The sequence below is a fragment of the Okeania sp. SIO2F5 genome (genome assembly GCF_010692685.1).
In the GTDB taxonomy this organism is placed as follows: domain Bacteria; phylum Cyanobacteriota; class Cyanobacteriia; order Cyanobacteriales; family Microcoleaceae; genus Okeania; species Okeania hirsuta.
In genome coordinates this window covers 1-14,667 of record NZ_JAAHGU010000035.1, presented here as the reverse complement: position 1 = coordinate 14,667, position 14,667 = coordinate 1, and the positions used below count along the sequence as shown (strand labels likewise).

General features: G+C 37.3%; 11 protein-coding genes and 1 tRNA gene. 7 read left to right on the top strand and 5 right to left on the bottom strand.

Annotated features, from left to right (window positions below; genetic code table 11):
* Positions 1-20: 20 nt before the first annotated feature.
* The 3 genes from F6K27_RS14010 to F6K27_RS14000 all read right to left on the bottom strand — a co-directional run bounded on the left by F6K27_RS14010 (position 21) and on the right by F6K27_RS14000 (position 3,604).
* Positions 21-770 (bottom strand): Tic22 family protein, encoded by a 750-nt coding sequence (locus F6K27_RS14010; protein ID WP_287276685.1) that lies wholly within the window; start codon positions 768-770, stop codon positions 21-23.
* Positions 771-2,577: 1,807 nt separating this feature from the next.
* A tRNA-Pro gene (locus F6K27_RS14005) sits at positions 2,578-2,651 on the bottom strand.
* Between the two features lie 401 nt (positions 2,652-3,052).
* The gene (locus tag F6K27_RS14000; protein WP_124146087.1) at positions 3,053-3,604 is read right to left on the bottom strand and encodes a GNAT family N-acetyltransferase; all 552 of its coding nucleotides are present in this window, start codon (positions 3,602-3,604) and stop codon (positions 3,053-3,055) included.
* A gap of 73 nt (positions 3,605-3,677) precedes the next feature.
* On the opposite strand from F6K27_RS14000, the gene F6K27_RS13995 reads away from it, so the two are divergent.
* From F6K27_RS13995 to F6K27_RS13985, 3 genes are all read left to right on the top strand, one after another.
* Positions 3,678-4,403 (top strand): hypothetical protein, encoded by a 726-nt coding sequence (locus tag F6K27_RS13995; RefSeq protein ID WP_287276684.1) that lies wholly within the window; start codon positions 3,678-3,680, stop codon positions 4,401-4,403.
* Positions 4,404-5,147: 744 nt separating this feature from the next.
* Positions 5,148-5,993 (top strand): alpha/beta fold hydrolase, encoded by an 846-nt coding sequence (locus tag F6K27_RS13990; RefSeq protein WP_287276683.1) that lies wholly within the window; start codon positions 5,148-5,150, stop codon positions 5,991-5,993.
* Between the two features lie 7 nt (positions 5,994-6,000).
* Positions 6,001-6,168, top strand: a complete 168-nt coding sequence (locus F6K27_RS13985) for a hypothetical protein (RefSeq protein WP_287276682.1) — start codon at positions 6,001-6,003, stop codon at positions 6,166-6,168.
* Between the two features lie 248 nt (positions 6,169-6,416).
* Here the strand turns inward: F6K27_RS13985 and F6K27_RS13980 are convergent, their stop codons facing one another.
* Positions 6,417-6,941, bottom strand: coding sequence for a GNAT family N-acetyltransferase (locus tag F6K27_RS13980; protein ID WP_287276680.1), 525 nt, complete (start codon positions 6,939-6,941; stop codon positions 6,417-6,419).
* A gap of 780 nt (positions 6,942-7,721) precedes the next feature.
* On the bottom strand, positions 7,722-8,783 hold the full coding sequence (gene tsaD / locus F6K27_RS13975; RefSeq protein WP_287276679.1) for a tRNA (adenosine(37)-N6)-threonylcarbamoyltransferase complex transferase subunit TsaD: 1,062 nt from the start codon (positions 8,781-8,783) through the stop codon (positions 7,722-7,724).
* 143 nt (positions 8,784-8,926) lie between these two features.
* On the opposite strand from tsaD, the gene F6K27_RS13970 reads away from it, so the two are divergent.
* The 4 genes from F6K27_RS13970 (at position 8,927) to F6K27_RS13955 (ending at position 13,698) form a co-directional block, all read left to right on the top strand.
* The gene (locus F6K27_RS13970) at positions 8,927-9,415 is read left to right on the top strand and encodes a Photosystem I reaction center subunit III (RefSeq protein ID WP_287276678.1); all 489 of its coding nucleotides are present in this window, start codon (positions 8,927-8,929) and stop codon (positions 9,413-9,415) included.
* Between the two features lie 147 nt (positions 9,416-9,562).
* A complete protein-coding gene (gene psaJ, locus F6K27_RS13965; protein WP_124143070.1) occupies positions 9,563-9,688 on the top strand; it encodes a photosystem I reaction center subunit IX in 126 nt (41 codons plus the stop codon).
* 734 nt (positions 9,689-10,422) lie between these two features.
* The gene (locus tag F6K27_RS13960) at positions 10,423-11,235 is read left to right on the top strand and encodes a carbon-nitrogen hydrolase family protein (protein ID WP_287276677.1); all 813 of its coding nucleotides are present in this window, start codon (positions 10,423-10,425) and stop codon (positions 11,233-11,235) included.
* A gap of 1,044 nt (positions 11,236-12,279) precedes the next feature.
* A complete protein-coding gene (locus tag F6K27_RS13955; protein WP_375339710.1) occupies positions 12,280-13,698 on the top strand; it encodes a cation:proton antiporter in 1,419 nt (472 codons plus the stop codon).
* Positions 13,699-14,667: the final 969 nt, after the last annotated feature.

Below are 14,667 nucleotides of genomic sequence, written 5' to 3'. Positions count from 1 at the left end.
AAAATTGAAATTTTAATTTATTAATTACCAGATTGTTTTAACTGTTGTACAAACTCCAAAGACTCCCTTGGAGGAATAAAAATAATTTTTTCTAAGAAAGGATCGTCATCTTTCTCCAGGGCCTTAATTACACCTTCAAGATTCACAACTTCAATTTTCACAGAAGAAAAAACATCAGGTTGTTGAGTCTTAGCTCGCTCCAACATTCCCTGCAAATCTTCCTTATTAAAAAACATAGGAATAACTTGTTGTTCCCCACGTTGAATAGTTAAATATCCACCATCAGGCCCACCTTTAGCCATAAATAAAGGTACTCCATTGAACTGGTTAACATCCTGACCATTTTGCTCAAGTAAAATCTTCGCAGATTCAACCTGCCTTCTAATTGGAACATAAGCAAACTGTAGCTTTTGCCCATTATTCTGGCTAGATTGACTCATTTCATAAACTTCACCTAGAGATACAGGCACAACTTTAACTGTAGCTGCCAAATCAGGATTTTCTCCTTTTAATTTTTCTACAAAAGCATCTGCATCACTCTTACTAATAAAAACCCCTGCCACAGAAGAATTTTCATTACCTTCTTTTTTGATAGAAGCTACAAGAGGAGAGCCATTTTGATCGGTTATTGTAAATACAGGCACAGGAGTTAACTTCTGCAAGACTTCTTCTGCAGATAGCGCTAATGCAGACATATCTTTGACAGAAGGTCTTATCAAAGTGCTAGTTACTATTCCTAACACTACACTTAGGCGAATTAATGATTTCATAGGTTCTCCAAATTATTTAAAATAATGCAGCAAAAATAAAAGTTATGAACATCAAATAACTTACAGATAGACATGATATTTTCATGTTAATTTGTTCCATAAGCCACTAATAAACATGATTTAATCTTTTTAAGATTTAACTATCACATCAATCATCAAAATATTTATTCCATAGTTTACTAAGATATCCTGATTTTTTTACCGTCTTAAAAACATATTTAGCTGTTATTAATTAATAATCCAATAAAATCATTATTTTTGGAAAAATTAAATTATGGAATTGAGCCATTACTTGATCTCAAAAAGTATTTTAATTAATCATAAAAATAGTTTAATTTTATGCTTTGAATTTCACTGAATTATAAATTTTACGAAAATTGTTATTTTAGATAAAAGCTAATCTATGATTAATTTACTAATGTGGTAAATTGAGAACCATAGGAGTATGATTGATGGAAAAACAGTTATAACTGTAGCTGATTATAACACAATTTTTTCATTTGCTTAAGCTAACAATAAATAAAAACATAGTGGTTTACAGATACTTAAGACATAGTCTTTCTCCTAAAGGAGGGTTAAATTATAAATTATTCAATTCTAGGTTAAGCTATCGACTAAAATTCAAAATTTTTTGCCTCATCCAACGGAATGTATAGATTAATTTTCAAAACTATAACTACATTGAGAATAGGAAAGCATGTAGCTATTAGCGTTCAGCACTCAGCTTTTTAACAAACGAGGGAGTGTATCTGTTTATATAACCCATTTGGTATTAATGTCTGCGACCCGCTTTTTTTTTACCAGGAGTCAGGAGGACTGAGTCAGGAGATGGAGAGAAGACATAAGGGAAAAGGCAGATGTGAACCAGCGTCTCGCCATGGGAAGGCCGACCAAGAGAAGGGAACGGGCACCAAGCAGATTGAAAAATACTCTCTACTTCCCTATATCCCCGTCTTCCCATATCTTTTCTTTTTAAATAGATATCAAATGGGTTCTATAGTTGTTTTAATTTGAGTAGACTACAAAGACTAAGTAACTGTGCAAAATTAATTTAATATTTTGGACCTAAGGAACATAGTATATGATTGAAAATAGAGACCAGGGAACAGCGAAAAGTTATAAATCTATTTAATAAGCCGGACTTAGCTCACTAGAATATTAGCCTAGTGACTTTTGAAAACTTATAGCAATGAGCGCTCAGGTATTTACAATGTCCAGCTCAAAGTGCAGTAAGCGAAAAGGTGTACAAAAAATAATGTGTAAATATGCCAGCGCACATTGCTATATCTACTAACTATTAGACATCTGGTAAAAATCCAAAATCAAATCAATTATCGTACAGAAATTATCAGTTATTTCCCCCTCCATACCTATTCCCTATTCCCTATTCCCTCTTTTCTGGAGATGTCTATTGGGATTTATAGCAATAGTTAGTAGATTAGGACTTATGCAGATGATGATCCCAATAAGGGAAAATGTTTTTCCCACTGTTACCAATTTATTATTCCCTGCTATAGACAAAAATCAGGCAAAAAAAGTCCTTAAATCTATACAAACAGAGGTTTTGATCTCAAAAAGGTATAAATCCAGTAGCGATAAGGATTTTAGCCATTTTTATGGCTTTGACATTTTTTCCTTGCCTGGACTGACTGTTCCTAGGTCATGCTACGCAAACAGCTACTTTATATCAGATCAGCAAGGTATAGCCGGGGTAGACAAGATGCCCAAAAAAGTTTTATTTAAATTTCTGTGCTTCAGGGTGAGGTTTTAAATGTTTATACCTAATTTATCTGTAATTCTGTAATTATCGGGATGACAGGATTTGAACCTGCGACATCCTGCTCCCAAAGCAGGCGCGCTACCAAACTGCGCTACATCCCGGTTGAACTATAAACTTATTATAGCTCAATTTTCACAAGTTGTGCAAAAAAATTCAAAAAAAATTTTACACCAAACAAATTTGCCCATATATTCAGGAAATTTTTAGGAACAAAAATCCTTGAATCATTATCTCTAGATTTTAGATTCTACAGGAGCATCGCACTAGAAATAATATACCAATTGAGTTTTTACAGGGGACAAATTTAAAGTATCCTCAAAACTTAGATACTAATTAAGGCCTTTAAGCTACCCATATAAACCTTCTTGACTAACTAATAATACATTCTGCATACATTTAAATAAGTTAAAAGTGAGAAAAATGCCCATGCTAAAAAAATCTAAATTCTAGATTTATTAGAATATTATTTGGTTAATCATAATTTTGATCCAGCCAAAAACAGCTAATCTGGATACCAGAACATTCCTTTAATTCCCTCTGGGTCAGAGATAAAACCTAAGTTGTGGTAAAAATCAACAACATGAGGGTCAGCAAATAAGGTAATGTTGCTGATATCCTCGCTACGAAGTTTTTTGATGATGTACTTCATCAATGCTTTCCCCAAGCCCTTGCCTTGGACATCAGGATGAACAACTACATCCCAAAGAGTGGCATTAAAAGCATGGTCTGATGTTGCTCTGGCAAAGCCAATCAGTCTTTTTTGACTGCCTCGCATCTGCCACATAGAGACAACAAGAAAACTATGTTGAATGGCCTTTTTTACTTTGCGTAATGGGCGGCGAGACCAACCAACAGCATTACAGAGTTCTTCGAGTTCATATATATCTATGTCTCGATCTGTACTAAAAAATATACGTCCATTACTTCTATTAGGTGAACGAACAGCTTGAGAAGAAGCCTTTCCTTCCCCAATAGTAGTGTATCCCTCATAATCTGGATTTTGAGGGTGAGATGTTGGCTCAGAGCCACTAAACAAATTTTTCCAAAAACCCATGCAGGCGTGGTTAAGTTAGTAGAAGTTGGATGACATTATTAGATAGTATATATCCCGTTCCCTCTCTTCGATTATGGCTCCGGGTTTAAAATCATCAACACTAGAACTGCTAAAGCGCTTCAACCGAGCGTTTCCACAGTTTTATGAGCAATTTGTAAGTAGTGATATCCAACTGCAAAATTTGAAGTTAGCATATCAACTGTATAAAAGTAAACAAGCTGTAATAGAACTAAAACCAGAAGGCAGCAAAAGTGCCCTGCACTTTACCTACCGAAATCAATCATTTTTGCTCAGTGATATTTTTGGGGTCTTAGCTGCCTATGGACTAACTATTCATAGCCTCAGTCTTTATGGACAAATTTACCCACCGATGTTGGTCTTTATCAAATTACTAATATCTCGGGGGGGCAAAGCACTGACAGAGAAAACCTCAGAAAATGTTTGTCGCGCCATCCAAGAATCACTGGCAGGCCGTTTCGAGGTAGAAGAAATGTTAGCTGTAGAATTTAATTTAGATAGTGGTTTAGAAGAAGTAGCGACAGAATTTTATGTCGATCCTGTATTTCATCTACCAGCACTATTGATTGAAGCAGATAATCAACCAGGTCTATTCTATAAAGTTATGTATGCCATCTGGCAAGAAGATTTGTTAGTAGTTAACGCCAACCTATTAGTTTGGCGTGGGCGAACTCGTCTTATTCTTTATCTTTTGGGGCCAAATGAAAGTTTGATTCCAGAATACTTAGGCCAAAAAATTGCTGAAGGTATGCGACAAAGATTGATGGGAGAAAGATACTAATGTGTAGAAATTAAACATGAAGTGGTGAAAGAAATTATTACCGAAATTACCAAAGGTAAAAATAACAACCAAAAAGGCAAAAGGAATCTAAATACAGCAGATTTCATCAGGCGTGAGTATCCAGTGCGGACTTCTTGCCTGTTATGGGAACATCTGTTAGGGGAGCTTTGAGTTAGCAAACGTTAATATTTGTATCTCATGTACAACCGAATCTGCTGTATCAGAATTCTGTACTCTAATCCAGGAATTAAAACACCCTGGCTCTCTTTAACCAAAGCTGTGTTGTACGTGGAGTTGACATACTCCACTCCCTGAAGTGACCGTCTCTGGGAAAAGTGGGAAAAACATTTCTCTCTTTTATGTCCTAACTTACCTATAGGAATTACCCAAAAAACAAAATTATAGGCCATTTGTAGGGGTTGACGGCCGTTAACCCCTATTATTAAGTCTATCCATTACCCACATCCTACCTCCTCTATAATTCCCATTTATCCTGACTTGGTCTTCCTGATTCCTAAATCCTACCCTCACTCATAAGACTTTTTCAGCAAACCCTAATCGGAAAATTTTAGTAAATTTCAGTGTTTCCCTATTCCCTAATCTCCCGTTCTCCCTAAATCATTAATATACTATACTTTGAAACAGCCCTGCCCTCCTGGGAGGGGTTAGGGGTGGGTCTCCATCTGCCCATCTCCCCACACTCCCCATCTCCCCACACTTGTCAATTCAGGATAAGATACAAATATGGCAACTATAGATATCCAAGGGGTTCCACACGCCTACGAATTGACAAACCCCACAAAATCCCCCCATGTGCTTATTTTTATACATGGCTGGCTCTTAAGCCGTAACTACTGGCAGCCTTTAATCCAAAGACTTTCACCAGATTACCAATGTTTATCTTACGATTTGCGCGGATTCGGTGATTCTCAAATCCACTCAACCCAAAAAAAATTAGTTTTCAACTACAGTCCCGCAGCTTATGTAGAAGACCTGACAATATTATTACAGAAACTCAATATATCTAGTGCCTGGCTCATTGGCCACTCTTTAGGAGGCACAATTGCCTTGTTAGGAGCGAATAGAATGTTCGATATTATCAAGGCAGTGGTCTGTATCAACTCTGGTGGTGGAATTTACATTAAAGAAGAATTTGAACGATTTAGGTTTGCAGGGGCACAACTTATCAAATTTCGTCCTAGTTGGCTATCTTATTTGCCTCTGACAGACTTAATGTTTACAAGAACTCAAGTGGCCACACCAATCTCTCGTAAATGGGGACGACAACGATTAACTGATTTTCTTGGAGCATCTTATGAAGCAGCTCTGGGGACACTATTAGACTCCACTACAGAATCAGAAGTTCATAACCTTCCACTGGTAGTCTCAAAATTGAAGCAACCTGTTTATTTTATTGCTGGAGCAAAAGACCAAATAATGGCTCCTAAATATGTAAAACATTTAGCTAGTTTTCACTGGATGTTTCAAGGCAACGGTAGAAATGTCCTAGAAATTCCTGAATGTGGTCATCTAGCAATGTTAGAAAAGCCTAATGCTGTAGCGGCTCATATCCGAAGTCTTTTGCAATAATTAGGGTTTGCTCAAAAAGTCTTTTGGTAAGGATAGGAGTCAGGAGTCAGGTGAAATGGGAATTGTGGAGGAGATAGTGGGAATGAATTATCACTTGATTTTTCTGCCCTTGCCTACTCAAAATGCTAATTCTTTGAGCTTTTTGGATATATCTAATTTCTTATTTACTGAATAATTAATAATTAATAATTGTTAATTAAATAATTTAAGTTAAAAGCCGACCCTTTCAAGGGAAAAAAAGCGGTCGTTAGCGTAGCTTCCCGAAGGGTGGGATGGCGTTTGCTATCGCAAAGCTGCGCTAACAGCGGAGCGGGTCTGCAAGAACGGGTCTCCTCGCCATATCCAATCGACCAAGAGAAGAAATAATATTTCCTGATATTCAATCAAGAATGGTTAAAATCCGAGGTAATTATCCATTATCCATTATCCATTATCGAATCCTATCATTTTTTTTGCTTCCTCAATATGAAGTCCAAGAATTACAACATCTCGCTTCATACCATCTAAATTAGCCACTTTTGGTAAATAGCCCCAACGTTGAAAGCCAAACTTATCAAATAACTTTAAACTAGGTTGGTTATGAGCAAATATAAAACCCAGTAAAGTATTAATTCCTAATTTAGGACTGTAAAAAATTGCCTCTGAAAGTAATTTTTTCCCTATTCCTTTACCTTTATATTCAGGAGCAATATATATGCTCACTTCTGCTGTAGCTTTGTATGCAGCTCTGCCATAAAAAGACTGAAAACTCAGCCACCCAACAATTTTTTCGTCTAATTCTATAACCCAAATTGGACGACTATCAGGTTTGTGTTCTTGATACCAAGAAATGCGACTTTCAACAGATATACATTCTATATCTCCAGTAGCAATACGACTAGGAATTGAAGCGTTATAAATTTCTACAATTACATCTAAATCTTTTTCTTCAGCGTTTCTAATTTTCATTACCTATGTAGCAGTCTTAATTTTAAATTGTGCAGAAAATATTTTGGAATTATAAGGATAAGCATTCAGCCATTACCTTCATAGGCAAATCAAATTTCAATTAGTCTTGAAAGAGTAAAGTCCAATTCTCAAATGGGTAAAAGCAAATCCTAAGACCTTAGTTATGAATAGCTAAGGTGTCTTCTTATTTACGTTCAAAAGCTGTTTGCGCAGCATGACAAACAGAAACGCTGATAGCTAATAGCTGTTTGCGCAACATTCCGCAGGAAATGCTGACAACTTAGGAACAGAGAACAGTTAAATTTTCTTACCTTAACTTAATAGTAAGTATTTACACATTTTTGAGGGATAAACTCTATATATAGTGTGGCACTATAGTTTTAAATTACTATATATAGTATTAGTATCAATCCTGATAGTCCTATCAAGTCATATACTTGCCACCTGACCTGCCAAATTCTGAGTCCTGACTTATGAACTTATGACCAAAAAATTAGGTCAATAGCTCCTCTTTTGAGGGATAAACTCTATATATAGTGTGGCACTATAGTTTTAAATTACTATATATAGTATTAGTATCAATCCTGATAGTCCTATTAAGTCATATACTTGCCACCTAACCTGCCAAATTCTGAGTCCTGACTTGTGAACTTATGACCAAAAAATTAGGTCAATCGCTTCCCCTGGGATAGGGAATGAAAAAAATAAACTTCAGTATTTCAAGGCTTTAGTTTCAGCCAGAGATACTGATAACTGAAATGACTACTCTAATAGCTCAACTCAGTGAAATTTGTATAATTCCATCACATCTTTTATAGCCATTCGAGAACTAGCTCCTAAGTTCAGAGATGAAATGTGGCCTCTACTCAGATGGTCAGCCGCTGCACAACCAATCATAGCCGCATTATCTGTACAGAATTTGAGGGGAGGAAATAGTACCTGTAAATTATTCTTACTTGCTGCCATACTTAAGTTTTGTCGCAACCCACTATTTGCAGCTACACCTCCACCAATAGCAATTGTATTTAAGCCATAATCTAACGCACAGGCGATCGCTCTTTTTGTTAACCCCTTCGCTACAGTTTCCTGAAAGCTAGCTGCAATGTCCTTAGTTATTGAAGACTCAGGTAATAATTCATGGCCTTCTGTTTCCAATTTTTGAATTAATCGCAACACAGCAGTTTTTAGTCCACTGAAACTACAATCATAGGGGTGATAGCCACCTTCAGGTAAAGAAATTTTCCCTTCAGGTAGAGAAAAAGCCGATCTATTACCCTCTGCTGCCAATTTATCAATTATGGGGCCTCCCGGATAGCCAAGTTTCAATAATCTAGCCACCTTATCAAAAGCTTCTCCTGCAGCATCATCCCTTGTTTGGCCTAATGTTTCATAAACACCACAATCTTTGACATAAATTAAACTTGTATGGCCTCCAGAAACCAACAAACAGAGAAAAGGTGGTTTTAATTCTGGTTGACTAAGATAAGTCGCGTAAATATGACCTTCTAAATGATGCACTCCCACAAATGGCTTTTTATGGACAATAGCCAAGGTTTTCGCTGCCGTTATTCCCACTAACAAAGCGCCAACCAAACCAGGGGCACAAGTAGCTCCAATACCATCAATATCTGGCCAATCTAAATCTACCTCTGTAAAAGCCTGAGCGATCGCCTGATTGATTATTTCTAAATGTTGGCGTGAAGCTATTTCTGGCACCACACCTCCATAAAAGCTGTGAATATTAATTTGTGACTTTACAATATTACTTAAAACTTGACGATTCTTAACAATTGCCACAGATGTTTCATCACAACTTGTTTCTATAGCTAAAATAGTTGTCATTGACTGATAAATTTATAGAAATAGCTTGATTACTGTCAGCTTCAAATTTATCATTTCCATTAAGAAAATCTTTACTTTCAGCTTAATTTAGCTACAGAAGTATGGGTAATTGTCAACACTTTGTAATAAAAGGAAACAATTTTATGAGACGATTGTTGGCTTTAGTTTTAGCCATAAGTCTTTGGGCAACTGCTGCATCAGCAGCATCAGCATATAACTTGGTGCCATGTTCAGAATCACCTGCTTTTCAGGCACGAGCTGAATATGCTCGCCCTACTACCGCCGATCCAGAATCTGGTAAGAAACGATTTGAACGTTATTCACAAGCACTTTGTGGAGAAGACGGACTACCTCATTTAATAGTAGATGGTAGTCTGGACCGTGCTGGAGATTTCCTCATTCCTAGCGTTTTATTCCTATATATTACAGGTTGGATTGGTTGGGCTGGCCGTTCCTATCTACAAGCAATCAAATCTGAGAAAAATCCAGAGGAAAAAGAGATTGTTATCGACGTTCCTTTAGCAATCCAAAAAATGCTAGGTGCAGCTCTATGGCCAGTGTTAGCATTAAAAGAATTTAGCTCTGGTAAAATGTTTGCTGAAGAAAACGAAATTACTGTTTCCCCACGCTAAAACATTAACTAAGGAATTAATAAAAACTAAGTAATTGTAATTAGTATAAAAATACTAATTACTAACTGCCAAAAGTCCCAAAACAATGTTTTTTAACATTGTCTAAACAATACCTGATTTGACAATCAGTTTTTAGGAGAAATATTCATGCAAGACCTACTTAAGTATCTATCAACAGCCCCAGTTCTGGCTGCAGCCTGGATGATTATCACAGCCGGAATTTTAATTGAGTTTAATCGTTTTTTCCCAGACTTACTTTTCCACCCAATGTAAAAGCCAAAAAGTTAACTCAGACTTATCTGGATTAATCTAAAGTCTGAAACAAAATGTAGATTAAATTCTGAATCAATATTCAGATGAAAAATAGTGGTTAATTCAGAAATCACAATTCTAGACTAATAGTCCGTCAAGCAAAAAATGATGAGTATGTTGAGTATCAAAGCCTTATAAATAAGTGTTATTGAGAAATAGTAACTTATTAAATATAACTTGATAGACTACTATAGCTGAAAATCTGATTTCTGAAACCACTCTAAAATTTAGCTGTTGCCAACTCAGTTATCATCTTGTCTTGAATAAAAAAGGAGCTTAAGCTGAAGGTTGAGAAATAAAGGTGATAAATGGGTAAACAACGTAAGCATTCAGCTATTAGTAGTGATGGAAGAAGGCAGCTATGCTGTTTGCGTAGCATGACCTAGGAAAGGGAAAATTGCTTATAAATTTAAACCCCAAAAAATTTTAAGCACTGTTTAGATGGTGGGGTATTAAACCCGCTACAAAAAAAGTAATTACTTCTCAAATTTGGAAAGGGGACTCATGGCAGTAACTTTATTATTCAAACTCAATTTTTCAATTGCTTTGACCTTCCCCAAAATTAATTGCTGATAGCTAATAGCTGACTGCTGAATGCTGACTAAACAACTACCTTTAGATCGGCGAATGAATTTGGTATAAATAATAAGGCAAACATCAAAAAGTTCCAACATAATAGCTGAAAAACAGACTTAATGAAATCCTATCTCGCAGCAGCAATATCAATGACAAGTGTGCCTGACTTGTCAAAAAATCTAGCACAGGCAGAAGAATTAATAGACTTAGCAGTCCGTCAAGGCGCAGAGTTAGTTACCTTGCCTGAAAATTTTCCCTTTTTAGGTGAAGAAAAAGAAAAAATTGACCAAGCAGAAGCGATCGCTACAGAAAGTGAAAAATTTCTCAAAACAACGGCTCAAAAATTCCAAATCACAATTCTAGGAGGTGGGTATGCAGTACCTACAAAAGATGGCAAAGTTTATAACGTTGCATCCCTAATAGATTCTAATGGCCAAGAAGTAGGTAGGTATGAAAAAGCACATTTATTTGACGTTAACTTGCCTGACGGTAATACCTACCGAGAATCAAACACTGTTAAAGCAGGAGTCAAGTTACCTTCAGTCTATTCATCAAAAGATTATGGTAATTTAGGCATATCAGTATGCTATGATGTAAGATTTCCTGAGCTATACAGACATCTCTCAAATGCCGGGGCTGAAGTCATATTCGTACCAGCGGCCTTCACTGCATATACAGGAAAAGACCACTGGCAAGTATTACTCCAAGCACGAGCAATAGAAAATACCTGCTATATCATTGCTCCAGCTCAAACAGGCAACCACTATGGCAGAAGACAAACTCATGGCCATGCAATGATAATTGACCCTTGGGGTTTAATTTTGGCAGATACTGAAGATAAACCAGGAGTAGCAATTGCAGAAATTAACCCATCCAGATTAGAACAAGTTCGTAGACAAATGCCATCCCTACAACATCGGGTATTTACTTGAAGTAGCAATCAGCACTCAGCACTTCAGGCATCAGCTTCTCAAGGCGTTTAATGAGGGATTAAAACCCCCATAAAAGGCGCACCACTAATTTTTCAAATAAGCGTGGGGGACTTAAACCCTTGAATTTTTAGCGCTCCAGCTAAATGCTGGCAAGTTGAGCATTCCAGAACAGAAAAGCTGATGCCTATTTAAAAAGGACTTCCTACGGAATGCGACCCAAACTCAAACAGCAGTTCAGCAGTTCAGCGGTCAGCTTTGCCCGGAAAGCGGAATTCCGGAACGGAGCAACCCAAGCTTTTCAGTCCGGACTGCTCCGCAAACAGATACCATTACATATGCACTACCTTTTTAGGATGAAGCGCTCGAGGGCAAGCTCTAGCTGAAGCGCTAGTTAATTCTACCTTGACAAACGTTGCATATAACCCACATTCGGCACTTCAATTTGTAACATAAAAATTAGTATAGAATCTGTAGTTTGCTTAAGTATTTATACTATATAAATTATCTTCATTTACCTCTATCGGGAGTCAAATTCTCAGTTAAATATTAAGCATAAATACTTACTGAATCGTTGACTCCTATTGACCACTATAATTTTCTTCTTAATACATGACTTTTGAATTTTGACTGTCTTGAGTGCCTCTTACATTCTGGAGGCAATGTGTGCGGAACCATTTCCACAGTTTAGCGCCGTAGGAAACCTAGCCAATTAGCACTCGATGCATAACTTATATTTTTATGCTACGTTTTGTCGTGCGGAATGTAGGATATAACGTCCCTACCTACTCTCCTACTCCCTCCCATACTCAGGATACGGATTAAAAAATTTTTGAGAAATGGTATAATTCCGGTCTAAAACTTTTTCAGGGACTTTCCAAAAATTTCCCATATTCTTTATTTCAAGTTAGATAGATATTTACGATACATTTTAGATAGTTAGATATTTTTTATATATACTCACCAAAAAATATTTTTATAATAAAAGATTAGCGATCCGTGCCTAAAGTCCTGTTACATTAAGTCAAGATGATTTAGAAAAACTTAATGTTTAGTTCAATGGTAGGGTTTAATTTTTTGAATGAATTTTTCCTATTTCCTTTATCAGGCAAACTTCAACCGATACTAGCAACAGCGACAGAAACAGAAGTAGAACCAGCAATGGTAGTTGCAGGAGTCCTTTTGAGCCTAGTGGCAATTTATATAGCCAGCAAAGCAGGGGGCGAATTTTTTAACTGGCTAGGTTTTCCACCAGTATTAGGTGAACTAGTAGGAGGTGTAGTTATAGGTATTTCCGCCCTAAACCTGGTAATCTTTCCAGAAAGTGGGGCAGATAGTTCCACATCGGTAGTTATCAGTATTTTAGAAGCAACAGCAGGTTTAGCCCCTGACGCTGCGGAAGCTACATTTCAAGTCCAAAGTGAAGTCCTCGAAGTTCTATCCGAACTGGGGGTGATCATTTTGTTATTTGAAATTGGCCTAGAATCCAACATTAGAGACTTAATGCAAGTGGGTATTCAGTCCCTAATTGTCGCAATTGTGGGAGTAACATTACCATTTGTCGCTGGTACAGCAGGAATGATGATGATATTCCATGTCTCAGCAGTACCAGCAATTTTTGCAGGAGCAGCTCTTACAGCAACCAGTATTGGCATTACTTCCAGGGTACTAGCAGAAATTAACCGCCTCAATACTCAAGAAGGTCAAATTATTTTGGGTGCTGCTGTTATAGATGATGTTTTAGGTATTATTATCCTGGCAGTAGTAGCAAGTTTAGCAAAAACTGGCGAAGTCGATGTAGTCAATGCGATCTATCTCATCATCAGTGCCAGTGTATTTTTGGTAGGTGCAATATTGTTAGGTCGCTTCTTTAATGACACCTTTGTTTTCTTTGGTGAAAAATTTAAAACTCGTGGACGAGCAGTTATTCCAGCTTTGACGATCGCATTATTTATGTCCTACATTGGTACAGCGATCCATTTGGAAGCCATATTGGGAGCTTTTGCCGCAGGATTGGTTTTAGATAACTTGGATCAAACAGAGGTAGGTAGAGAATTAGAAGAACTAATTCGTCCTATTTCTGATGTCGTCGTTCCCATTTTCTTCGTCACAGTGGGGACAAAAACCAATCTTGGAGTTCTCAACCCAGCTATTCCGACTAACCGTGAAGGTTTAGTTATTGCGATCTTCTTAATAGTTGTTGCTATTGTGGGTAAGGTTGCCTGCGGTTTTAGTGTCTTTGGTTTGGATAACATTAACCGTTTAGCTGTTGGTGTTGGTATGGTGCCACGGGGTGAAGTTGGTTTGGTTTTTGCCTCAGTTGGTTCTGCTAGTGGCGCTTTATCCCCTGCTTTGGATGTAGCAATTATTCTTATGGTTATAATTACAACATTCTTAGCGCCTCCCTTGCTGCGAGTCGTGTTCGGAGAAGGAGAAGCAGAAGAAGTAACTGAAACTTCTGGGTAGTTATTTGCAAAAGGTAGAAGGTTAATTTTTAGATGGCTTTTCTATAACTCATAACCTTTATAGAACCCATTTGAGATCTATTTAACAAAGAGATAGGGACTCACCCCTAACCCCTCCCAGGAGGGGAATGTGGGGAGATGGGGAGATAGAAGCAAATTTCAACCTGCTTGGTGTACTATAGCAATGTGCGCTCAGGTATTTACAATGTCCAGCTCAAAGTGCAGTAAGCGAACAGGTGTACAAAAAATAATGTGTAAATATGCCAGCGCACATTGCTATACCTGCTGCGCTATCGGGCGGTGAGTGCAGTACGCCCTTCAGGTTCCCGTCTGTGGGCGAAACCTGCCTCCCCCACCCCATAGGTGCCCCGCCGAATTGAAGCAACTGCCCTACGCAAAGCTTCTCTGTTAGCGTAGGTCCTCCGGAGAAGGAAAGAAATACCCGAAGGGCCAGGGGTTTCATTCACTTTTGGCCTTATTCTCGTTCCTGAATCTCCTGACTTCACCACCGACTAAGTTCTGAGGACGGCAGTCAAAAGCACATACCCCCTGCAAAGATACGATCAGGGATTCTATATAATAAATCCAAAACTTTCCCAAAATCTACATTTTTTATGGCTCCCAAGTATAAATTAGGGAGGTATTTTTTTATAGTATCAAGTTTTATTCATTAGACTTAATCAAAATTCTTGTCAATTCTCAAGAGAATCTTTCAAAATTCGGCGTTGCTGATTCTGGGTATGATTTGATAATTTTGTATTTGGGATTTTTTATTTTGGATGGTTTGAACTACTTGTTAATATTAACTGTTCCCAGATCCGGTGTTCCCAGATCAGGTGTTCCCTATAGAACCCCTAACCGTATCTTCATATAAATATCAAGTTTTTTTGACTAGGAGACAGCTATACTGGAGACAGGAGACAGAAGGTAAGAGAGAAAAGGTTAAGAGGGAAGATTTGGGGAGAGATAA